Source organism: Streptosporangium jomthongense, from assembly GCF_042650425.1.
Taxonomy (GTDB): domain Bacteria; phylum Actinomycetota; class Actinomycetes; order Streptosporangiales; family Streptosporangiaceae; genus Streptosporangium.
In genome coordinates this window covers 168,369-189,854 of sequence record NZ_JBHSBC010000003.1, presented here as the reverse complement: position 1 = coordinate 189,854, position 21,486 = coordinate 168,369, and the positions used below count along the sequence as shown (strand labels likewise).

At 66.5% G+C, this 21,486-nt stretch carries 24 protein-coding genes and 1 tRNA gene; 8 read left to right on the top strand and 17 right to left on the bottom strand.

Features of this window, described 5'->3' with window-relative positions; translation table 11 throughout:
- The first annotated feature begins 427 nt into the window (after window positions 1–427).
- Entirely contained in the window at window positions 428–1,360 is a 933-nt protein-coding gene (locus tag ACFOYY_RS05405) for a DsbA family protein (RefSeq protein WP_386188325.1), read from the top strand.
- 56 nt (window positions 1,361–1,416) lie between these two features.
- On the opposite strand, the gene ACFOYY_RS05400 is transcribed toward ACFOYY_RS05405, so the two are convergent.
- The 9 genes from ACFOYY_RS05400 to ACFOYY_RS05360 form a co-directional block, all read right to left on the bottom strand.
- Complete coding sequence (locus tag ACFOYY_RS05400) at window positions 1,417–1,713, bottom strand: DUF1416 domain-containing protein (RefSeq protein WP_352014620.1); 297 nt, start codon at window positions 1,711–1,713, stop codon at window positions 1,417–1,419.
- Window positions 1,713–2,552, bottom strand: coding sequence for a sulfurtransferase (locus ACFOYY_RS05395; RefSeq protein WP_352014619.1), 840 nt, complete (start codon window positions 2,550–2,552; stop codon window positions 1,713–1,715). The genes ACFOYY_RS05400 and ACFOYY_RS05395 overlap by 1 nt, the downstream gene beginning before the upstream one ends.
- A 15-nt stretch (window positions 2,553–2,567) precedes the next feature.
- Entirely contained in the window at window positions 2,568–2,966 is a 399-nt protein-coding gene (locus ACFOYY_RS05390) for a DUF4395 domain-containing protein (RefSeq protein WP_352014618.1), read from the bottom strand.
- A 62-nt stretch (window positions 2,967–3,028) separates the two neighbouring features.
- Window positions 3,029–3,112, bottom strand: a complete 84-nt coding sequence (locus tag ACFOYY_RS05385; protein ID WP_352014750.1) for a putative leader peptide — start codon at window positions 3,110–3,112, stop codon at window positions 3,029–3,031.
- Between the two features lie 89 nt (window positions 3,113–3,201).
- Window positions 3,202–3,561: a TlpA family protein disulfide reductase gene (locus ACFOYY_RS05380; protein WP_386188482.1), complete on the bottom strand. Its 360-nt coding sequence runs from the start codon at window positions 3,559–3,561 to the stop codon at window positions 3,202–3,204.
- A gap of 134 nt (window positions 3,562–3,695) precedes the next feature.
- Window positions 3,696–4,511 (bottom strand): zf-HC2 domain-containing protein, encoded by an 816-nt coding sequence (locus ACFOYY_RS05375; RefSeq protein ID WP_352014617.1) that lies wholly within the window; start codon window positions 4,509–4,511, stop codon window positions 3,696–3,698.
- On the bottom strand, window positions 4,508–5,059 hold the full coding sequence (locus tag ACFOYY_RS05370) for a sigma-70 family RNA polymerase sigma factor (protein WP_184712468.1): 552 nt from the start codon (window positions 5,057–5,059) through the stop codon (window positions 4,508–4,510). The genes ACFOYY_RS05375 and ACFOYY_RS05370 overlap by 4 nt, the downstream gene beginning before the upstream one ends.
- Window positions 5,060–5,086: 27 nt before the next feature.
- Complete coding sequence (locus tag ACFOYY_RS05365) at window positions 5,087–5,767, bottom strand: LmeA family phospholipid-binding protein (protein WP_386188321.1); 681 nt, start codon at window positions 5,765–5,767, stop codon at window positions 5,087–5,089.
- Window positions 5,768–5,913: 146 nt separating this feature from the next.
- Window positions 5,914–6,165, bottom strand: coding sequence for a MoaD/ThiS family protein (locus ACFOYY_RS05360; protein WP_386188319.1), 252 nt, complete (start codon window positions 6,163–6,165; stop codon window positions 5,914–5,916).
- Between the two features lie 205 nt (window positions 6,166–6,370).
- On the opposite strand from ACFOYY_RS05360, the gene ACFOYY_RS05355 reads away from it, so the two are divergent.
- Complete coding sequence (locus tag ACFOYY_RS05355; RefSeq protein ID WP_352014614.1) at window positions 6,371–7,084, top strand: winged helix-turn-helix transcriptional regulator; 714 nt, start codon at window positions 6,371–6,373, stop codon at window positions 7,082–7,084.
- A gap of 48 nt (window positions 7,085–7,132) precedes the next feature.
- On the opposite strand, the gene ACFOYY_RS05350 is transcribed toward ACFOYY_RS05355, so the two are convergent.
- Window positions 7,133–8,953, bottom strand: a complete 1,821-nt coding sequence (locus tag ACFOYY_RS05350; protein WP_386188317.1) for a bifunctional metallophosphatase/5'-nucleotidase — start codon at window positions 8,951–8,953, stop codon at window positions 7,133–7,135.
- 131 nt (window positions 8,954–9,084) lie between these two features.
- On the opposite strand from ACFOYY_RS05350, the gene mshD reads away from it, so the two are divergent.
- Window positions 9,085–9,993: a mycothiol synthase gene (gene mshD, locus ACFOYY_RS05345; protein ID WP_386188315.1), complete on the top strand. Its 909-nt coding sequence runs from the start codon at window positions 9,085–9,087 to the stop codon at window positions 9,991–9,993.
- Between the two features lie 33 nt (window positions 9,994–10,026).
- On the opposite strand, the gene ACFOYY_RS05340 is transcribed toward mshD, so the two are convergent.
- The 3 genes from ACFOYY_RS05340 to dcd all read right to left on the bottom strand — a co-directional run bounded on the left by ACFOYY_RS05340 (window position 10,027) and on the right by dcd (window position 12,720).
- Window positions 10,027–11,031: an inorganic phosphate transporter gene (locus tag ACFOYY_RS05340; protein ID WP_352014611.1), complete on the bottom strand. Its 1,005-nt coding sequence runs from the start codon at window positions 11,029–11,031 to the stop codon at window positions 10,027–10,029.
- The gene (locus tag ACFOYY_RS05335) at window positions 11,032–11,649 is read right to left on the bottom strand and encodes a DUF47 domain-containing protein (protein ID WP_352014610.1); all 618 of its coding nucleotides are present in this window, start codon (window positions 11,647–11,649) and stop codon (window positions 11,032–11,034) included.
- Window positions 11,650–12,144: 495 nt separating this feature from the next.
- The gene (gene dcd / locus ACFOYY_RS05330; protein WP_352014609.1) at window positions 12,145–12,720 is read right to left on the bottom strand and encodes a dCTP deaminase; all 576 of its coding nucleotides are present in this window, start codon (window positions 12,718–12,720) and stop codon (window positions 12,145–12,147) included.
- 99 nt (window positions 12,721–12,819) lie between these two features.
- Here dcd and ACFOYY_RS05325 point away from each other — a divergent pair.
- Both ACFOYY_RS05325 and ACFOYY_RS05320 read left to right on the top strand, forming a co-directional pair.
- Window positions 12,820–12,893 (top strand) — tRNA-Gly (locus tag ACFOYY_RS05325).
- Window positions 12,894–13,410: 517 nt separating this feature from the next.
- Window positions 13,411–14,031, top strand: coding sequence for a hypothetical protein (locus tag ACFOYY_RS05320; RefSeq protein ID WP_386188311.1), 621 nt, complete (start codon window positions 13,411–13,413; stop codon window positions 14,029–14,031).
- A 776-nt stretch (window positions 14,032–14,807) separates the two neighbouring features.
- On the opposite strand, the gene ACFOYY_RS05315 is transcribed toward ACFOYY_RS05320, so the two are convergent.
- From ACFOYY_RS05315 to ACFOYY_RS05305, 3 genes are all read right to left on the bottom strand, one after another.
- Complete coding sequence (locus ACFOYY_RS05315; RefSeq protein WP_386188309.1) at window positions 14,808–15,503, bottom strand: DUF6188 family protein; 696 nt, start codon at window positions 15,501–15,503, stop codon at window positions 14,808–14,810.
- A 194-nt stretch (window positions 15,504–15,697) separates the two neighbouring features.
- Window positions 15,698–16,219 carry a hypothetical protein gene (locus ACFOYY_RS05310; protein ID WP_386188307.1) on the bottom strand — a complete coding sequence of 174 codons (522 nt, stop codon included), beginning with the start codon at window positions 16,217–16,219 and terminating at the stop codon, window positions 15,698–15,700.
- A gap of 357 nt (window positions 16,220–16,576) precedes the next feature.
- Window positions 16,577–17,107, bottom strand: coding sequence for an SMI1/KNR4 family protein (locus ACFOYY_RS05305; RefSeq protein WP_386188304.1), 531 nt, complete (start codon window positions 17,105–17,107; stop codon window positions 16,577–16,579).
- Window positions 17,108–17,642: 535 nt separating this feature from the next.
- Here ACFOYY_RS05305 and ACFOYY_RS05300 point away from each other — a divergent pair.
- The gene (locus tag ACFOYY_RS05300) at window positions 17,643–18,401 is read left to right on the top strand and encodes a hypothetical protein (RefSeq protein ID WP_386188302.1); all 759 of its coding nucleotides are present in this window, start codon (window positions 17,643–17,645) and stop codon (window positions 18,399–18,401) included.
- A 681-nt stretch (window positions 18,402–19,082) separates the two neighbouring features.
- On the top strand, window positions 19,083–19,814 hold the full coding sequence (locus ACFOYY_RS05295) for an IS630 family transposase (RefSeq protein ID WP_386188480.1): 732 nt from the start codon (window positions 19,083–19,085) through the stop codon (window positions 19,812–19,814).
- A 280-nt stretch (window positions 19,815–20,094) separates the two neighbouring features.
- Here the strand turns inward: ACFOYY_RS05295 and ACFOYY_RS05290 are convergent, their stop codons facing one another.
- Window positions 20,095–20,979, bottom strand: a complete 885-nt coding sequence (locus ACFOYY_RS05290; RefSeq protein WP_386188299.1) for an SMP-30/gluconolactonase/LRE family protein — start codon at window positions 20,977–20,979, stop codon at window positions 20,095–20,097.
- Between the two features lie 67 nt (window positions 20,980–21,046).
- Here ACFOYY_RS05290 and ACFOYY_RS05285 point away from each other — a divergent pair, with 67 nt between their 5' ends.
- On the top strand, window positions 21,047–21,484 hold the full coding sequence (locus ACFOYY_RS05285; RefSeq protein ID WP_362785558.1) for an Lrp/AsnC family transcriptional regulator: 438 nt from the start codon (window positions 21,047–21,049) through the stop codon (window positions 21,482–21,484).
- The last annotated feature ends 2 nt before the right edge of the window (window positions 21,485–21,486 follow it).

Here is a 21,486-nt window from a genome sequence, read left to right as displayed (position 1 = left end):
CAGGATCCTAGCGGCCCGCACGGACGGGAACGCGAGAACGCCCCTCCCCAGGGAAAGCCCTCCCGGGAATCACGGATCGGCGGCTCGAATTTCCCCTCGGACCCGACAGGCGCCCCGCAGGGCGGTCAATCCGTCGGCCGCCTCACCGCCGCCGACGAGCGGATCGGCGAATCCAGGACCGTCAGGACTTTCCTTTCCCGCATTCGGGGCTCATGCCTTGAGAACGGCCTCGGCGGAGATTCCCCCTGCCGGTGAGCCCAACGACCTGCCAGGTAGGACACCGTTCACCGGCGATCCGCGAAAACACGTCGCGCGAACCCTTGGTCCGTTCGACAGAACCCTTTCGAAACAATCATGCGATTCCGGCGCCGTACAGGCCTTCCTGAGGCCGTTGAATAAACCGCGGGGCCCGTTTGTTTGAGCGGCTATGAAGCGCATCGAAGTCTGGGCGGACATGGTCTGCACCTGGGCCCACGTCGGCAGGCAGCGCCTGGTGAGTGCGGGGTTCGGCGAGGACGTCGAGGTCGTCTGGCGTCCCTACCAGCTCGACCCGACGGCCCCGGGGCCCCAGGCCGAGGCTCCGCGCGATCCGGCCGTCCCCACGGGAGAAGCCCCGAAGGGCCCGATCTGGGGCGCCGTCCCGCAGCCCAACACCTTCGACGCCCACCGGGTGATCGCCGTCGCCTACGAGCGCGGCGGCTCCGCCCTGCAGGGCGCCGTCGTCGAGCGGATTCTGCGCGCCCACTTCACCGACGGTTCGGACATCGGCGACCGCGCCGTCCTGGCCGATCTGGCCGCCGAGGCGGGTCTGGACGGCGTGGCCGAGGCGCTCGCCGCCGGAGAGGGCACCGAGCAGGTCCGCTACCAGCTCCTGCGCGGCAAGGCCATCGGCATCGGCACCTCACCGACCTTCGTGGTCGGCGACCAGGCCGTCGCGGGCGCCCAGTCGCCGGAGGTCCTGCGCGACCTGGTACGGCACGCCGCCCCCGGCCGTGATCTCCCCGAGGAGGTCACGCGCCTGCGCCACGCGGAGTCCCTGCTCGACGCCCGTGACCCGCTCGGCGCGCTGGAGATGCTGCGTCCGCTGCTCGAAGACCACGGCGACGATCCGGCGGTCGGGCTGCTGGCCGCCCGCGCCTACTTCGGCTCGGCGCAACTCGGCCGGGCGCTGCGGACGCTTGAGCCGCTGGTCGAGCGCGCTCCCGGCGACCACTACGCCAGGTTCCTGCTCGGCCGGACCCTCGAACGGTCCAACCGCCCCGACGAGGCCCTGCCCCACCTGCGCCTGGCCGCGGCCATGTCCTCCGACCCCGCCTACGCCGACGCGGTCCGCAGGGTCGAACGACGCGGAGCCGCGTAGAACGCGAGAAGCCGGCGCCCCTGGTGGGGCACCGGCTTCTCGGTGATCAGGTCTGGTCAGACAGCCACGGCGAGCTGCGTGACCTCACCCAGGCGGGCCTGGGCGGGGATGTCCTTGGTGACGCCACCACCCGCGATGATGCGGACGGTCCACTCACCGGGGGCGGCGAAGAAGCGGAAGATGCCCTCTTCGGACACCACAACCTCACCGGTGAACTCGCCGGAGTGGTCGAGCAGGCGGGCGTAGGCCGTGCCCGTGCCCGAGACCACTCCCTGGATGACGGCCTGGGTCGAAAGGTCGATCCCGGCCGGAAGGGCGATCGTCTGTTCCGGAGCAGCGCATCCCTGAGTCATTATCGAGCCTCTCCCAGTTCGATCGGCACGCCCACGAGCGAGCCGTACTCTGTCCACGAACCGTCGTAGTTCTTGACGCTGGCCTGACCGAGCAGCTCGTGCAGGACGAACCAGGTGTGGGCCGAGCGCTCGCCGATACGGCAGTAGGCGATGGTGTCCTTGGCGAAGTCGACGCCCTCGGCCTCGTAGAGGGCCTTCAGCTCCTCGTCGGACTTGAAGGTGCCGTCGTCGTTGGCCGCCTTGGACCACGGGATGTTGCGGGCGGTCGGCACGTGGCCGGCGCGCTGGGCCTGCTCCTGCGGAAGGTGCGCGGGGGCGAGCAGCTTGCCGGTGAACTCGTCGGGCGAGCGCACGTCGACCAGGTTGAGCTTGCCGATCGCGGCGACGACGTCGTCACGGAAGGCGCGGATGGTCAGGTCCTGCTCCGTGGCCTGGTAGTTCGTGGCCGGACGGTTGGGGACGTCCTTGACCAGCTCGCGGGAGTCGAGCTCCCACTTCTTACGGCCACCGTCGAGCAGCTTGACGTTCTCGTGGCCGTAGAGCTTGAAGTACCAGTAGGCGTAGGACGCGAACCAGTTGTTGTTGCCACCGTAGAGAACCACGGTGTCGTCGTTGGCGATGCCCCGGGAGGAGAGCAGCGCCTGGAAGCCCTCGCGGTCCACGAAGTCGCGACGGACGGGGTCCTGAAGGTCCTGCCTCCAGTCGACCTTCACGGCGCCACGGATGTGGCCCTTGTCATAGGCGCTGGCGTCTTCGTCGACCTCGACGAGGACGACGCCCTCGGTGTCGAGGTTGGCCTCGACCCAGTCAGCGTCCACCAGGACGGCGGAGCGGCTCATCGGAATCCTCCGGGATTAATTTGCGGCGGGAAATATACGGCGAATGATCAGGAACATCTCGCAGCCAAGGCAGAAACCGAAGGCGGCGTTGAGAAAGGCGGCGAAGAGAGCCGCGGCGGTGGCGCCGAGGGCCAGCGGCGTGATCTGCGTGACGTAGCCGACCAGACCCACCAGGGCGAAGACCAGACCCACTCCCTGCGCGAAGCGCGGGGGGGTCGCGTCCTCCAACTCCGGCGGAGGGCTTTTCACGATCCCTTTGAAAATCATCCCGTACGGCGAGGCACCGAGGAGGCCGAGCGCGAACACCACGGTCTGGGCTCCCAACAACCAGACGCTGCCCGTCACGAGGACGAGAGCGAGGACGACGGTCGTCAGAGCCGCGGAGAAGCGAAGGGCACGGGGATCAACCTGCATCGCTCGATGCTCCTGAAGGGGTGTACAGATCGGTGCGGCATGGGACCGCTTGAGATCGCCCTTTAGGAAGCGCGACAGAGCGCGGTGGCGACGCGGCAGAAATCTACCGCGCGCCGCTTAGTCAGCAGCTCTGTCGAGGGGTTCATGCCGAAGACACTACCTCGACGCTCCATCGTCTGTCACATCCCTGCCCACAATGTGAGACAAATTTGCCCAATGAATGATATTTGCCTGTTCATTCGCCGACGGCGAGGCCGAGCGCCCCGATCACGTCGGCCTTACGTGGCTGCCCGGAGGCACGTTTCACAACACGTCCTGACGCGTCAAGGATCAGTACGGTCGGGGTTCGCAGGACGTTCAGCGAACGGACGAGATCGAGGCGGGACTCGGCGTCGATCTCCACGTGCGCCACCCCGGCCACCATCGCCGTCACCTCGGACAACACCCTGCGGGTCGCCCGGCAGGGCTGGCAGAAGGCGCTGGAGAACTGCACCAGCGTCGCCCGCTCTCCCAGGGGGACTCCGAGATCACCGGACGTCAGCCGCTCCACGTCGCCCCCAACCTCACGCGGCACGCCGTCGCGCCGCCGTACGATCACGCCGACCAGCGTGGCCAGGGCCAGCGTGACGAGTACCACTGCCAATCCGGTCACGGAGCACGACAACACGCGCCCGCGACCGGCCATTCCCCGCGGCCGGCCCGAACCCGGGCCGGAGCGGCGGAATCCGGTCAGGGAACGGCCACGCCGACCAGCACGCGGCCCTGCGCCGTGGTGACCTCGACCCTGGTGACGGTCCCGAACGGGATCGTGGTGCTTCCCTGGAAGGGACCCGAGCGGTCGTAGGCGGCCTTGTTGACCACCCAGTTGGCCGCCGTCTGCCGCCGGCCGTCCGCGCCGACCACGTCGAGTCTGCACGGGGTGCCCTTGGCGATCCCGGAGACGACGACCTTGACGGTCGTGGTGCCCTCCCCCTCGGCCATGCTCACCGTGACGTGGACGGGGCCGTTGTCCCCCTTGACCGTCCGGCGCCTCTCCGGGACGTCCGAGAAGATCCGGGCGTCCTGGGAGTTCTCGTTCGAGGGGGCCTCCGAGGGCACGGTGACGTACCCCTGCCCCCTGTCGTCCTTCATCGCCTTGGACAGCTGCCCGCTCTCACCGCCCGCCGAGGCCGAGACCGCCGCGGGCAGCGCCTCCGAGGAGGCACCGTCCTGAGCCGGGCGCATGGCCGACCACATGGTCCCGCCCAGGCCGACGACCAGCACGGAGGCCGCCAGCGAAAGCAGCACCCTGCTCAGCCTGCGCCGTCTGACCCGCGCGCTCAGCAGCCGGTCGAGTACGGCGTGCGGCGGGCTGACCGCCTGCGCCGCGTCCTCCTGGGACACCTTCTCCAGGAAGGCCGCGACCCCCGTCAGCTCCTCGAACTCCGCGCGGCAGCCCTCACACTCGGCCAGGTGCGCCTCGACGAGCACGCACTCCTCCGGTTCGAGCGCCCCGAGCACGTACACCCCGAGCGACATCCGCACGTCGTCACAGGTCATCATCATGGCGCGAGCCCCCGCTCCTCCAGCGCCAGCTTGAGCGCCCGAAGCGCGTAATACGTGCGCGACTTCACCGTTCCGGCGGGGATACCGAGCGCCTCGGCGGCTTCCTTTACCGACTTCCCCTGGTAGTAGACCTCGGCGAGCACCTCGCGGTGCTCCGGCCTCAACGTGGCCAGCGCCTCGGCGACCGCCCACGACTCGACGGCCCGTTCGAGCTCGTCGTCGGCGGGCACGACGGCCAGCGCCTCGTCCCCCATCTCCGGCGGACGCGCCTTGCGCGCCCGGTGCTGGTCGACGACGAGGTTGCGGGCCACCGTGAACAGCCACGCGCGGATGGGCTTCCCGCTGAGCGCGTCAGGATGCCGCCACGCCCGCAGCAGCGTCTCCTGCACGACATCCTCCGCTCTCCCCGGGTCACCCGTCAGCCGCAGAACGTAACCGTAGAGTGGGCCGCCATGCTCGTCGAAGAGCGCTCTGACGAGCTGCTCGTCGGCGGTTCCGGCTTGGCTCACACCCTCACGACGTACGGCGCGGCGCTTCGGTTCAGTCATACGTCGCCCACCCGGGAGAGCGCGTCCTCAGCCGTGCAGGGGAACGTCGGTCGCCTCACCGGAGACCTGTATCCCCTGGGGCACGACGCGCACGCCAGTGATCTTCACGCCGAACGGCAGGTTCTTGACCGGGATGCGGTAGTCGATGAACCGCTCCGGGTTGGGCACCGGGATGCCGCCGCCGACCGTGACCTTCTCCGGGGTGAACCGGATCTCCCCCGCGGAGACGCCGATCTTCAGGTCGGCCTTGACCGGGACCTTCTGGCCGAGCACCGTGACCTCCCCGTTGACCGTCAGGGTGTCGCCGTCGACCGCGACCTTGATCCCGCGCGGCGCCCTCTGGTTCAGAACCTGCAGCGGGACCTCCACGGTCCCCTCGACCCGTCCGGCGCGGATGTCGGCCCGCTCCGAGTTGAACAGCAGGTCCGACAGCGGGGCGGTGACGTCGTGGAGGGTGAAGTCGACGCTGGACAGGCGCAGCCCGTTCAGGACCATCGGGCCCGCCGCGACCTCGACCTCGTCGTAGCGCCCGGCGACCGCCTGCGTGAGGAACGGGATGCCGAGGATGCTCACCTCCGGCGATCTGTCCAGGTCGTATCTCGCGGTCGCCTGCCGGGCGATCTCCCGCTGCGCCCCGGCCACGGCCACCCGGTCCAGAATCGCGAACAGAACGAGCAGCAAAACCAGGAAAGCGACCAGCCTGCGCATCTGACTCCCCGTTCGGTGCCTCGACCCGGTGTCTCGACTCAGGGCCTCTCAGTGCCTCGGTTCAGTGCCCCGGTCCGGCCAGAGTGCCATCGCAGCACATCCCCCGGCAATTCTTCGCAAAACACCTCACCAACCGCCGGATCCGATCACCCACCGGCGAACGGCGGCAGCACCTCGACCGTCACACCGTCGGCGAGGGCGACCGTCTCGTGCGCCCGCCTGCCGACCGGATGGCCGTCGACCAGGAAGGACGACCGCCCGACCACCCTGGCCAGCTCCGCGCGTCCCCGGGTGACCTCCGCGAGCAGTTCGGCCAGCGTCCCCGCCTCGAAGGGCTCCTCCGCGACCCCCGAGGCCTCCTTCGCCGCCGCCCAGTAGCGAATCGTTCCTCTCGCCATGGTCCGACCAACCCCTCCCATACACACTGGGTCATCATCCTGTTACCGTGAATCCACGAGGTGAACCGTGTTCATCAGCTGGACACTCCATGGACGCCTCAGCCACGTCGGCTATCCTCACCTACACGGGACCTGGGCGACGTAGCCCCCGGGTCCTTACGTGTTTGTACGGCCAGCAGCCGGCACGACGCGGGAAGGAGGCACCGTGAGCAATCTCCTGCTGCTCACCAACGCCCTTGAGCCCTCCTCAGAGGTGCTCCCGGCGCTGGGACTGCTCCTGCACTCGGTGCGGGTCGCCCCCGCGGAGGCCTCGGCGCTGATCGACATCCCGCCCGCCGACGCCGTACTCGTCGACGCGCGCCGTGAGCTGGCCCACGCCAAGGGACTGTGCAGGCTGCTGCGGACCACGGGCATCACCTGCCCGTTGCTCGTCATCGTCACCGAGGGCGGCCTGGCCGCCATGACCGCCGAGTGGGGCGTCGACGACGTCCTGCTGGACGGCGCGGGCCCCGCCGAGGTCGAGGCCCGGCTGCGGATGGCCGTCGGCAGGCTCGACCTGTCCGCCGCCGAGGAGGTCCCCGACGAGATCCGCAGCGGTGACCTGGCGATCGACGAGGCCACCTACACCGCGCGGCTGCGCGGCCGGGCGCTGGACCTGACGTTCAAGGAGTTCGAGCTGCTGAAGTACCTCGCGCAGCACCCCGGCCGGGTCTTCACCCGCGCCCAGCTGCTGCAGGAGGTCTGGGGCTACGACTACTTCGGCGGCACCAGGACCGTCGACGTGCACGTCAGGAGGCTGCGCGCCAAGCTCGGCGCCGAGTACGAGTCGCTGATCGGCACCGTGCGCAACGTCGGCTACCGTTTCGTCCCCGAGCGCGGCGGCGAGTCCGCCGACGAGCGCGAGCCCGCCCACCACTGACGGACGCCACGCGGGACCACGACGGATCCCGCGCGACGCCCCGGGCCGTCAGGGAACGACGGTGATGTGGGTGGGAGCCGGGGGTGTGATCGTCGGGTTCGCCGCGAAGTAGGCGGCGAAGGAGTCGATGTCGAGCGGTCCGCTCCACACGTCCGTGCCCTTGGTGAACTCCGCGAAGGCGTCACCACCGCCGACGAGGAAGTTGTTGACGGCGACCCGGATGCTCTGGGTGTCCGTCACGGCCACGCCGTCGATCTTGAGGTCGGAGACCTTCGAGCCCCACGCGGCACCCGTGCTGTAGGTGTAGGTGAGGTTCGAGGACGGCTGCAGGATCTTGGTGAACGGCTGCGCGTTGGGGCCGCCGGGGAACTGCTGCTCCAGGACGGTCTTCAGCTGGGCACCGGTGAGGGTGATCACCTGCACGAGGTTGTTGAACGGCTGCACCGTGAACGCCTCGCCGTAGGTCACCACGCCGTCGCCCTCCCCCGCCGGGGAACCCGTGTAGGTGAGGCTCGCCCGTACGCCGCCCGGGTTCATCAGGGCGATCCGTGCGTCGCCCCCGCTCCTGGACGCGGCGAGCTGGCCGTCGGCGATGAGGTTGCCCAGGGACGACTCTCCCGAGGGGGCCGCGGCGTTGGTGACGTCGGCGGTGATCCTGCCGATCGGCTTGTTGGCCACCGGCGCGACGCGCTCCTTCCAGGTCTGCACGAACGCGGCGATCTCCGGGTCCGGGGTGACCGTACGGGTCACCACCTGGTTGTCGGCCACGACCGAGGAGCGCACCACGTCACGGGTACGGACGTCCACCCGGAAGTCGACCTTGGTGATCACCCGGCCGAAGGAGCCGCCCTGGCTGAACAGGCGGGTGCCGCCCGCCGGGTCGGTCACCTGGCACAGGTAGGCCTGGTGGGAGTGGCCGCTGAGGATCATGTCGATCTCGGGGTCGACCTGGGTGGCGATCCTGGTGCCCGCGCCCGGCTGCGCGCTGCAGGCGTCCGGGGACCTGCCGGGGGTGACCTGGTCTCCCTCGTGCACCAGCACGACCTGGGCCCTGACGCCGACCAGCTTCAGCAGCTTCGAGGCGACGTTGGCGGCCTTGACCTCGTCGACGAACCGCAGGTCCTTGATGCCCTCGGAGGTGACGATGCCCGGGGTGGACTGGGTCACCAGGCCGATGAAGCCGACCGGCACGCCGTTGACCCAGCGGACGGCCACCGGCGGCAGGGCCGGGATGCCGTACCCCTCCAGCAGGTCGCGCAGGGACCCGCTGTCCTTCCCGCCGAGCGCGGCCAGCGCCTCCCGTTCCGCTCCGCCGCCCGGGTTCTTGAGGAGCACGTTGGCGCCCAGGTAGCTGTAGCGCGCGCCCTTCCAGGGTCCGGCGGGCGAGCAGCCGTCCGTCGGGTGGCAGCCGCCGTACATGACGCGCCGCAGTTCGGAGTAGCCCTCGTCGAACTCGTGGTTGCCCACGGCGGAGGCGGTGACGCCGATCTTGCCGAGGAACTCGACGGACGGCTCGTCGTGGTAGGCGGCCGACAGCAGCGGGCTGGCCCCGATCAGGTCTCCCTGGGCGACCTTCAGGGTGTTCCCGTCGGTCAGCTGCTTGAGGTGGGTGGCCACGTAGGCGGCGCCGCCGGCCTCGACGGTCGCTCCGGTCTCGTCGACCATGCGGCCCGAGGAGCCGGTCGGCGGTTCGAGGTTGCCGTGGAAGTCGTTGAGGGAGAGCAGGCGGACGGGGACGGTCGTGGAAGCCTTGTGCGCGTTGTGCGCGCTTCCCTGGGTCGCCGCGGTCGCCGGGCCCATCGCGAGCATGAGGCCCGCTCCGGCGAGAGCCCCGGCCATGGCCAGGCGCTGGAAGGTACGAGACGTCATGAACCATGACATTAAAGTGGCGATCTATGCAAGGAATGTCCTAGAGGTAACGATTAACCGCCCCTAATGGTGGCGGCTTTTGCCACTCCCCGACCACCGGTTGAAATGCCACTGCGCATAAAGTCCAGAACATGAACGTGCGCGTGGAACACAGGGAACGACTCGCCGATTCTCAGGTGGCCGCCGTCCTGGCGATGGCCGAGGCCGCGACGGAGGCGGACGGCGTGGGACCGCTCAACGAACAGGCGCTGCTGCAGCTGCGCCACGGCGGTGAGAGGACGCGTTCCGTGCTGCTGTACGCCGGGGACGACCTGGCCGGTTACGCGCACGTGGACCTGACCGACTCGACCGCCCCGGGTGGGGAGCTCGTCGTCCACCCCGCCTTCCGGCGGCGAGGTCACGGGCGTCGCCTGCTGCTGGCCGTACTGGAGGAGACGGGAGGGCGCCTGCGCGTGTGGGCGCACGGGGGGCATCCCGGGGCCGAGGCCCTGGCCGCCGTCGCGGGCTTCACCAGGGTCAGGTCGCTGTGGCGGATGCGCCGCCCGCTGACCGTCGAACTCCCCGCCTTCGAACTCCCCGAAGGCGTACGGCTGCGCGCCTTCGAACCCGGCTCCGCCGACGAGGAGGCCTGGGTCGCGCTCAACGCCAGGGCCTTCGCCGACCACCCCGAGCAGGGCGCCTGGACCCTGGAGGACCTCAGGCTGCGCGAGCGGGAGCCGTGGTTCGACCCGGCGGGCTTCTTCCTCGCCGAACGGCGCGACCCCGCGGAGGGTACGGCACGCCTGGCGGGGTTCCACTGGACCAAGGTGCACGACGGCCCCGAGCCGATCGGCGAGGTCTACGTGGTGGGCGTCGACCCCGCCGAACAGGGCGGCGGCCTGGGCAGGGCGCTCACCCTGGCGGGCCTGGCGCACCTGCGCTCCCTGGGGCTGGCCCAGGTGATGCTGTACGTCGACGAGAGCAACACCGCGGCGGTCCGCCTCTACGAGAGGCTGGGCTTCACCCGCTGGGATGTGGACGTCATGTACCAGCGTCTCTGACGGGGTCGCGGGGCGCCGAAGGGCGCCCCGCGCCTACTCCACCATCCAGTGCAGCGCGTAGTAGGACAGCGCCGCGACCAGTGCCGCCGCCGGGATCGTGAGAACCCAGGCGGTCACGATGTTGCCCGCCACCCCCCAGCGCACGGCCGACAGGCGCTTGGTCGCGCCCACGCCCATGATCGCGCTGGTGATCGTGTGGGTGGTCGAGACGGGAGCACCGAAGCCCAGAGCCGCGACGTAGAGCACCGCGGCCGCCGCCGACTCGGCGGCGAACCCCTGCGGCGGGGTGAGGGCGATGATCCGGCGGCCGAGCGTCCGCATGATCCGCCAGCCACCGGCGTAGGTGCCCAGCGAGATGGCCGTCGCGGCCGAGAGGATGACCCACTGCGGGATCGGGTCCCCGTCGTGCTGGAACCCGCCGACCACCAGGGCCAGGAAGATCACACCCATGGTCTTCTGCGCGTCCTGCAGGCCGTGGCCGAGGGCCATGGCCGCGGCAGAGAGCGTCTGGGCGTGCCGGAAGCCCCGGTTCGTCTTGGCGGGCTGGGAGCGCCGGAAACCCCATAGGATGGCGATCATGATGATCGCCGCGAGGAAGAACCCGAGCACCGGCGACAGGATCATCGGAATGACGACCTTGTCCACGACGCCGTCCCAGTGGACGACACTCGACGAGGCGATCGCCGAGCCGACCAGGCCCCCGATGAGGGCGTGGCTGCTCGACGAGGGAAGACCGAAGTACCACGTGATGAGGTTCCAGGCGATCGCGCCGATCAGACCGGAACCCACGATCACCAGACCGTGGGTGCCCTTCGGGGCGTCGATGATGCCCTTGCCGACGGTCGCCGCCACCTGTGTGCCGAGATGGGCGCCCAGGAAGTTCATCGCGGCGGCCATGAAGAGGGCCGCCCTCGGCGTCAGCGCACGCGTCGAGACCGAGGTCGCGATCGCGTTCGCCGCGTCGTGGAAACCGTTGGTGTAGTCGAACGCCAACGCCACGACCACCACGCCGATGACGAGTGCGAGCGTGAGGTCCACTTAGCTTTCCTTGACCGCGATCGACTCGATCGTGTTGGCCACGTGCTCGAAGGCGTCGGCGGCCATCTCAAGCTGATCGATGACCTCCTTCATCTTCAGGACGGTCAACGCGTCGTACTCGCCGCCGAAGAGTTTGGCGAGCAGGCGGCGGTAGACCTGGTCTCCCTGGTTCTCCAGCCGGTTGATCTCGATCCAGTACTCGTTCAGGTTTCGCATCGAACGCAACCGGGGCATGGCTTCCGCCGTGAGCTCCGCGGCACGTTCCAGGACCTCGACCTGACGGACGACCTCCTTGGGGAGGTGGTCGATCTGGTAGAGGACGATGAGGTCGGCCGCGGCCTCCATGTAGTCCATCACGTCGTCGAGGTTCGAGGCGAGGCGGTAGATGTCCTCACGGTCGAAGGGAGTGATGAAGCTCTCGTTGAGCCGGTTCATGATCGCGTGAGTACGCTCGTCACCGGCGTGCTCACAAGCGCGCATTTTCTCGGCCAGGGCTTCCCTGTCCGACCCGTCGCTGATGATCTCTACCAGCAGTCGGGACGCTGTGACGAGGTTGTTCGCCGAGTCGGCGAACAAGTCGTAGTAGCTGTCCTCACTAGGCGTGAGACGCAGGCGCACGTCGTTCTCCAGATGTGCGGGGATGGTCCGCAGAGAAGGGTACGGGTTACCAGCGGAAATGCGAACTTCACCCGCTAGACGCCTACTCTTCCAGCTGTCGCTACCCGGCGTATACCTGGCAACACGCGGGTTGAGTGAGCCTTGGGTGCATCTTTCCGATGACCGTTATGCTGGTTTTGGCCCATATTACGTGGAAACTGGTCATCTATGGAGCCGCCCGAGGAGACGGTGATCGGTGCGTTACCGCCCCGACGCCCCAGGTGTCGGCCTTGTAGCCGTCAGGTGATTTCCATCACCCCTGAGGTGGGGCCGTCCTCGGACGACGGTTCGCCCTTGAACGGGGGGCTCACCTTCGGACGCCTTCGGGCGGGCCCGTCTTCAGACGGGGGTTCACCTTCGGATGCCTTCAAGCGGGCCCGTCTTCAGACGAGGGCTCACCTTCGGGCGAGAAGTCGCCTTCAGACGGGGCTCCGTCTTCGGGCAGGAGGTTCGTCTTCAGACGGGCGTTCGGTGGAAGTTCAAATACGAACGGCTTGGCGTCGGCCCCCGCTGCCCCTGGTAGCGCGAGCCGTACTTCTCCGAGCCGTAGGGGTGCTCGGCCGGCGAGCTGAGCCGGAACATGCACAGCTGGCCGATCTTCATGCCGGGCCAGAGCTTGATCGGCAACGTGGCGACGTTGGAGAGCTCAAGCGTCACATGCCCGCTGAACCCGGGATCGATGAACCCTGCGGTCGAGTGGGTGAGCAGCCCCAGCCTGCCCAGCGAGCTCTTGCCCTCAAGGCGGGAGGCGATGTCGTCCGGCAGGGTGACGACCTCGTAGGTGCTCGCCAGCACGAACTCCCCCGGATGGAGGATGAAGGGCTCGTCCCCTTCGGGCTCAACCATCCGCGTCAGGTCGGGCTGCTCGACCGCCGGGTCGATGTGCGGATACTTGTGGTTCTCGAAGACCCTGAAGTAACGGTCCAGCCGTACGTCGATGCTCGACGGCTGGACCATCTCCGGCTGGAAGGGGTCAAGCCTGACCCTGCCGGAGTCGATCTCGGTGAGGATGTCACGATCGGAAAGCAGCACGTGAGGCAACCTACCAACCACATGCCCACCGAAAGCAGGCCCACAGGTGAGCGGACACCCTGAAGTTTCCGCTACAGTAGGGGACGCGGTTCGCCGCTTGCGGGTGTAGTTCAATGGCAGAACATCAGCTTCCCAAGCTGACAGCGCGGGTTCGATTCCCGTCACCCGCTCCACTCATGAAGGCCCAGGTCACGCGATACGATCAGCCGGTGTCGGCGGGGTCGGATACGGTCATGCCATGAAGACGTGGGTGGTCCCGGAGCACTCCAACAAGGCGGTCCAGCGGGCGAGTCGGACGATCGGCAAGGGAACAGGTACGCCCGAAGAGATCCAGGCGGCACGGGACATCCTGAGTAACTACCGCCTTGCGCATGCCTTCCCCCTGAATGCCGTGACCGTGACCGTGCGGCAGCACGCGCTCAATGTGAACCCGAACGCCGTCGTCGCTGAGCGGCGCAAGCGACTTCCCACCATCCTCGACAAACTCAGGCGCCACCCCACGATGAGCGTTACGACCATGCATGACCTTGGAGGGTGCCGCGTGGTCCTCGAGAGCGTTGCTGAAGTCGAGAGGTTGGTTACCGTCCTGCGTGACCTGCCGAGGAGCAAGAACCGCGTCAGGCGGGTCTACGACTACCTGCGCGACGATCCGGGACCGCGCGCGACTCCGGCTATCGGGGTATCCATCTGGTGTACGAGTACGGGGCCTCGAAGAGGGAGTACCAGGGCCTTCGGATCGAACTGCAGGTGCGCACGCTGCTGCAGCACGCCTGGGCGACCGCAGTCGAGACGATGGACCTTTTCTCGAGGAGCGAGTTGAAGTACGGCAAGGGTGACCCAGATGTGCTCCGGTTCTTCGCCCTGGTCGGCTCTCTCATGGCTTACGAGGAGGAGACCGCCCCGGTGCCTGGCACCCACGCATCGGCCGAGGAGGTAGCCGACGAGTTGCGGCGGCTGGAGGCCAGCGTTGGTGTCCTAGATCGGCTTCGCGGCTACGCCTCGATCGTTAGCGAGCACGCCAAGACGGACCGCCGCAACACCTTGACGCTAGAACTCTGGCGGAGTGAAAGCCGCCTGACGGTGACAGTCCACGAGACGCTGGCCGAGGCCGAAGCGCGACTGACCGAGTTGGAAGCCCAGGACGACGACAACCTAGACGCGGTCCTCATCAACATCGCGCGGATCAGCCAGCTGCGCGACGCGTACCCGAACTACTTCGCGGACACGGGCCGGTTCACCGACTTTGTGACTTCGCGGATCTCCGAACCGGAGACTAGTGGCGTGTCGCCGAACCTTGCTCTCAGTGGATGAGCGCGTCAGCCTAATCCTGGAGTAGTTCTGGGAGGTGGTCGTGGCGCGGAAGCCCGAGTGTTTGTCCGAGCGTTGTCGATGAAGGTGAGCTTGTTTCGCTTCGGCGGAAACCTTTGGCGTGGTGGTCAGACTGCGGGTTGTTCCAGCATTGGCTGACCTGGCCGACCGGCAGCCGCGCTCCGAGCCGCGGCCAGATCGGTGAAGGCATCACTGGGGTACTGACAGTCGCGATCCAGTGCTACACCTGCTTCGAGCAGCATCCCGATCGCTGGCCCAGGATATGACGAGCTGCCTCCTGCTCCGGCGAGTGTGCCGTAGAACACCACGACGGTGATCATCCTGCCGCCAGTTGTAGTCCCAGCCGTTCCACCTGTTCAGGATGAGCCACAGACACTTGCTGACCTGCATTGAACGAGTCGGAACAGCTCAAGATCGATCTTTTAATCCGCAGGATCAAGGTTGGCAGGGAGAGAGTATCGATCATGAGTGAAGGGCCTGGTGGCTCCCTGGTCTAGTTGCAGTCTTAGTTGCGATCCGGCGTCGTGCAGTCCCGTTCCAGACGGTTCACCAACCCCTGATGGTCCAGGTGGGACTGTCCTGGACGGGCAAGATCAGAGCTGCTAATGCGGTTTAGGGTTGGCGTCATGCCGCGCCCGTTGCGTGCCCATCAGAAGGATAAACAAAGGGGACTCACGGACACAGCGCGACCGCCGCTGACTTAGGAAGTAGCAGGTCTGAGAGTCACGTGCCGAGATCTTCCGAACCGGCTCTTCCGATCATCGAAAAATCGAAAGCCCGCCGCCCGGTAGGCAGACGAAGCGCACATCGTCAGGGCCGCAGGTGCTCCACGCCTCGTAGTGGCAATCGGGCTTCACGTTCAGGTGTGTCCCGGTGTCGAAGACCAGCCGCAGCGCACCGGACTTGAAGGCAACCGACGACACGATTGTCGCGCCGAAGAGAGCCAGGGCCGGCACCACCTCCTGGCGCTCAGGGACCAGCTGGACCGACTCCGCATCGGAAGCGCTCAGTGAGCCACTGGTGAGGGTCGCCGTGGTCTCGATGTTCACCGCAGCATCACCGTCGAGGAGCAACGTCAACTGGTAGCTCACCCGGATCTGGACCACCTGCATACCGCGATAGGGCAGAAGCCAACGGTCCTTCAGCTCAGCCAGATCCGCCGGTGTGGTCACAGCGCCGTCTGAGCGCATGACTGCTTCCCGGGTCAGCGGGTCAGCAGCCGCATGATCCATCCTCCGGAGGTTCACCGAGATCACCATCCGAAGCGTCCCGTCACCATGCGGAAGCACGTAGGCGAGGACTTTGTACTCCTGGCCATCCTCACCGGTGACGTTCTCCCAGTCCTTGTCACCGTTCTCTTCCATCACGGCAAGCTCGTCGTAGCGTGCGACACGTCGCCACCGGTCCAGGTACTCCTCTGCGATCCCCGCCGCGACCTTCTCGTTCAGCTTCACCAGATCATCCTGCCGCTCGTGCCATTAGCGTGCCATTAGACAGGGTGACAAGGGGTCAACCACGGTCACTCATGACCGGCCAAACGCCCAGCTCAGCGCCCCTACAAGCCGTGATCTATACACTTCCCAGGCTGACAGCGCGGGTTCGATTCCCGTCACCCGCTCCATTTTCCAGACTTCCGTTCGTGACGAGGTTAGTCGGCCCAAGGCCTCGCCAACAGCACCACTCGATCGGTCTCGACATCGAACCCGAGTACCGGGTTGCCCCGATCCCAGTCCCCCTCTGGTGACATCATCACCGGCTTGCCCAGCCGCCGCCCGATCACCGTGATGAACTCACACAGGATGTCTAGCCGCTCCTGCCCCTGAAGCTCTCGTAGGTCGACGTCGAAGTCGATCGCGTCATCCGCCAGGAATCGGAAGATCGCCAGTACATCAAGCGCTGGCCAAACGCGAAGTTCCGGGCACTCGGCATCCACAGGTCGGGATAGCATCTGCTCGGCGCGGGGCAACGGCATGACGATGTCGCCTTCGCGATACTCGCTTCTCCAGCCATGGGCTTCGATCAAATCGAGGACCACCTGCCAGTCCTCAACCGAGGTGTCCGTAACCCAAACATCCGGCAGCGTCCCCATCAGGTCAGGATCGAAGAAACTCCTGACCTGATCCCATACCAATCCCGACACCCTGCCATGCTGCCCGCTGATGCGAGCCACCGCACCTCGCGTAGATCGAGCCATCATGATCGCGTGCCAGATGCGTGCCAGAACAGGCGGGGAACCACGGTCAACCAGGGGGACTCACGGGGACTCGAGCCGTCTTGACCTGCACTTCTGTTTTCCCAGCTCAGCCCACCAACACCAGCAGCCGATTCCCAAGCTGACAGCGCGGGTTCGATTCCCGTCACCCGCTCCACTCATAAAGGCCCGGGTCAGGGATGGATTTCCGATCTGGGCCTTCGTTGTTTCCTGAGACGTTGGTTGCGTCCGGCGGCGCCCCGGGCCGTAACCGCACCGCACGCTCGCCGTACCCAACGCACTCTCCGACTCCAGCGGCACGCCGCCGCCCGCACCTCAAGCCCAGGCAAGACACCTCAGCGGCAGACCAGCGTTATCGACCCCGCGCCCGTTGTACCGCAGGCCCGAGGCCCATCCGAGCAGGAACTCCGTCATGCTCTCGTAGACCGGCCCCAGCTCCAGATCAAGGCGGTAGAGCACGAGCACCGGCCATTCCTCCGGCTCGCCCACGGTCAGCCACCCGAACGTCTCACCGTCGATCGTGCTGCCCCAGGCGACGAAGCCACCGGGCTCCGGCCACATCGCCAGCGGGTAATCCTCGGGGGAGTCATCGCGCAAGTCGCGGTACTCCCCCCACACGGATAGATCCCACTCGCCTTCCTTGGACGGTTCTCTGGGGTCGTAGATCGCCATCCACCGGGCGAACTCGCAACGGCCGTAGCGCTCAATGAAGGCCATGTAGTCGGCGGGAAACCTGACCCCCGTGTCAGCGGTCAGCTCTTCCCAGCTTCCGGTGCCGAAGACCGGCTCAGCGGGCGGGGGAACCAGAGCGATAAGACGGTCAAGCGCACTCTGATCGTCACTCATGATCCGACTGTCTCCGGCGGGGCACTCAGCTCCGGGATGATCGCCAGAACGGACCGAAAGACCGTAGGTGGCTGGGATGGGCCTGATCGTCCCGTCTGCCACGTCCCAGGCAAGCCCAACATCCCGGCTCCTACGGTTCAAGGCCGTTCGTGACTGTTGGCGTCCGATGATCGAGGAAGGGCGACCGGTTGACGTACACGCGAAGACGGCCTTGAGCCTCCGTCCCCGGGCTGTTGCCTCTCCGGGTGGGACGAGGCAGACGGGACGATCAGGCGGAAGAGGTGTGCGCGTCCGCGTGGGGTTCTCCGGCCGTGCCCGTTGCGTGCCCGTCAGGAGGGTGATCAAGGGGGACTCACGGGGACCCACGGTCACTCATCCCGCTCCCCCGCAGGTAAGCCTTTTCCCAGCTCAGCGGTCAGGCGCGACAGAGACCTCCCAAGCTGACAACGCCGCTTCCGTCTCCCATTGGATTCCACTAAGGTGACAATCTTCGGACGGTGTGACCTTCCGGAGTCTTTGAAGGCGAACGCCCGCGATGAACTTTGACCAGACATCCGCACGATTCCGTCTCGACGTCGCGTTGAATCGTATGGCCGTCACCTTCCGTGGCATGGCTGCCCGCCGCAACGAGCACAACTGCGAGTGCCACTGGGGCAGCGCGGAGGAACTCGCACGGTTGAAGGAGCCGGACACGGAGCTGGACCTTGATCTCCTGCATCGCACTTGGCAGGCCGCCGATTGGGACGATCACGCGTCGGTGCTGCGCCGCATTCTGCCTCAGTTGTCGAGAGCCCTCGTCGGCGGCCTCGTCGAGCCTCTCTTCGGCATGGAGGAGGTCGGGCGTTCATTCGCTCGTGGAGAGTGGCAGCAGTGGCCGGCCGATCAGACAGCAGCGGTGCGGGAATTTCTGAACGCCTGGTGGGCCCACACTCTCATCGACTCGGATCCCGCCGTGCCCGCCCACCAAGTCCTCGCCCTGTGTGCCGAGGCCTCCGCCGCAATCAGCCCATGGCTGCACGCCTGGGAGGCGCAGACGCGCGCCGTGGCCGACCGCCACCTGGTCGAAGCGGTGACGCACTGGGAGTACGACCTGCTGGGAGACCAACTCCCGTGGCAGAGCTGGAACAACGAGGAAGAGATGCGTACCGAGTTGACGGCCTGGCTGATCCGTCACGCCCCTGCCCGGCTCCGGGCCGCGAACGCTCCCGTGGAGTTGCTCCACCGGATACGACTGCTCGGACTTACCGACCTCGCCCGCTGGACGGATCCTCACTGGCCTGACGACCGCTACTGAATCAGCACCCACCACAGACCGGCCCCCTCCTGGCCGTCATACAGAGAAAGATCGGGAACATACACGGAATGACCTCGCCGCAGTCGAAGAAGATTTAGTGATCACATGCGGGTCAACGCGCCTTTGACTCATGAAGGGCCATCCACTTTTAATCCGCAGCATCGTGACTCGAAGGACATCGCGTTCAAGGGGCCTTGCCTCAAAGGGCTCTCCTAATCGTGCGCCCGACAAGCAAGGATGCGCGGGTTGTAGCTCACCCTGCACCAGCTCGTTCCAGGAAGACCGAGGAGTCGTTGGTCCAGGTAAGTAGACGTGCTAGTGGGCCAGGGTGCACATCACATACCGAGGTTAGCCAACGAGACCCGCGACAGAGTAAACGAATTAATATCTACACATGCAGCACAAGAAAAATCAAGTGCAGAATTTTGAATACAGGATGGGTGACGTTCGGGAAAAGGCGGTTAAGGCGGCCGGGCGGGGAAGTCTAATTACTTTCTTATCTCTGCTCGTCGTCGTAGTCGTTGCCGCTTTTGGACCGTTGCCTGCTTGGGTGCTAGTGGCTCGTCTCCGAACGTTGCTGGGCATTTGATCTGACGGGGTGAGCCCGGCAGCCTGGTCCCGGCGTCGTTCTGGGAGGTGGTCGTGGCGCGTAAGCCCGAGGTGTTCGTCCGTGCGTTGACGATGGAGGAGGGACGGCGCCTGCAAAGGATCACCCACTCGGCCAAGGATCCGGTGAAATTGCGGCGGGCGATCGTGGTGCTGATGTCCGCGCAAGGGCAATCCGCTTCCGCTATCAAGGCATTGATGCAGGTCAGCGACGACTACGTGCGCCAGGTGGTGCACGCGTTCAACGAGCGGGGGTTTGATGCCCTGGACCCAAAATGGAGCGGGGGCCGTCCACGAAGGATCAGTGAGTGGGTGCGCGAGCGCATCTGCCTCATCGCCCGGACGACCCCCGCCGAGTGGGGCATCACCGCCTTCTCCACCTGGAGCTCGCCGCTCACCTGGTCGAGGTACGGCTGGGTGACCTCGATCAGCCGCCAGCACCTGGCGCGGATCCTCAAGGCCGGCAAGGTGTCATGGCAGAGCACCACGACGTGGAAGAGCAGCAACGATGCGGACTTCGTCGCCAAGGTGCAGCGTGTCCTGGCCCTCTACGATGCCCCGCCCAAGGACGGGCGGGTGATCTGCGTGGATGAGTTCGGCCCCTTGAATCTGCAGCCCCGCAAGGGCAAGGCCTGGCGGCTGGGCAAGGACCCCCGCCGCCTGCGGGCCACCTACAACCGCTACAGCGGGGTCATGCACCTGCTCCGCGCCCTGGACCTGGCCACCGGGAAGCTCTACTACCGGATCCGTAAGCGCAAGCGCTGGCGGGAGTTCCTGTCGTTCTGCACGTCCCTGCGCGAGCGCTGACCCGGCGGCACCCTCTATCTGATCGTGGACAACTACTCGCCGCACAAGCATCCCCAGGTCAAATCCTGGGCCGCCGCCAACGACGCCGAGCTGGTGTTTCTGCCGACCTACAGTACGACCGCGGCGTGGTCTTCCGCCTGTACCTGCTGACCCTCACCAGCACAAATGAGAGCCTTCGGCAGTTTCGTCGCGTCATGCCGCGTGTTAGACCCGCCGCTCGGAATCGCTTCAAAAGGCTACGGTGATAAATCACAGACTCGCCGGGGCCCTGGGGGAGGCTTCATTTCGCGCCTGCGAAGGTCACGCGGATGGAGTAGAGATCTCCGGCCGAGTTGGTGATGAACAGGTTGTTTCGCTTGGTTCCGCCAAAGGTCAGGTTGCTGGCTGCCTCGGGCAGCGGCAGCTTGCCGATCAACGTGCCGTCCGGGTCGTAACAGTGCAGCCCGTCGAGGGCCGCGGCCCAGATCCGGCCGTAGCAGTCGAGCCGTATGCCGTCGAACCATGCCTCCGCGAGCACCCGGCCACCCTTCAGACTGTCGCCGGTGACGTCGAACACCCGCAGGTGCCGCTTGCGGGTGTCGACGACGTAGAGCTGTGACTCGTCGAGGGAGAAGGCCAGGCCGTTGGGGCGGACGAAGTCGTCGGCGACGACGGTCAGTTCCCCGGTGTCGGGGTCGAGACGATAGAGGTGGTCCGCGCCGATCTCGCTCTCGGCAGGTGTGCCCTCGTAGTAGCCGGTGATTCCATACCGGGGATCGGTGAACCAGATGGAGCCGTCCGACTTGACCACGATGTCGTTGGGGCTGTTGAGCTTCTTGCCCCGGTAGTTGTCGGCCAGGACGGTGATGGCGCCGTTGTGCTCGGTCCGTGTGACCCGGCGGGCGCCCTGCTCGCAGGTGATCAGCCGCCCTTCACGATCGACGGTGTTGCCGTTGGCGTTGCCTGACGGCTGGCGGAAGACCCCGACCGCGCCGGTGGTCTCGTCCCAGCGCAGCAGGCGGTCATTGGGGATGTCGCTCCACAGCAGGTAGCGGCCGGCCGGGAAGTAGGCAGGTCCTTCGGTCTTCCTGCTTCCGCCGTGGAGCACCTCGACATGAGTGTCTCCGTCGTAACCCGCGAACCGCTCGTCGAGCGTCAGGAATTCCGCCTTGAATCGACTCGTCATCAAATTTCCTTCAGTCATAGCGTACTATTGCTGAACAGTATCAAGCTATGGCGAGATCGGAGTGAACATGGATCAAAACGATCATGTGCTGATCGCACAGTTGCAGCGAGACGCGACACAGTCCTACGCCGCACTGGGGCAGAGTGTCGGCCTGTCCGCGGGCGCCGTTCACGAGCGAGTGCGGAAGTTGCGCGAGCGGGGAGCGATCCGCGCCACGACCGTGGATGTGGATCCAAAAGCCCTGGGCCTGGAGGTTCTGTCCTACGTCATGGTCAACTCGAACGCCTGGATGGGCGATACGGCAGCGGCCTTCGCCGCCCTGCCTGAAGTACAAGAAGCGCACGTCATCGCCGGTGCCGCCTCGGTTTTGCTTAAGGTCCGCACCCCGACAACTGAGCAGTTGCAGGACGTACTCCGGCGGATCTACGACATTCCCGGCGTCTCCAGTACGCAGGCGATCGTCGTACTGGAGACATTTTTCGAGCGTCCGATTACGATCTGCTGATC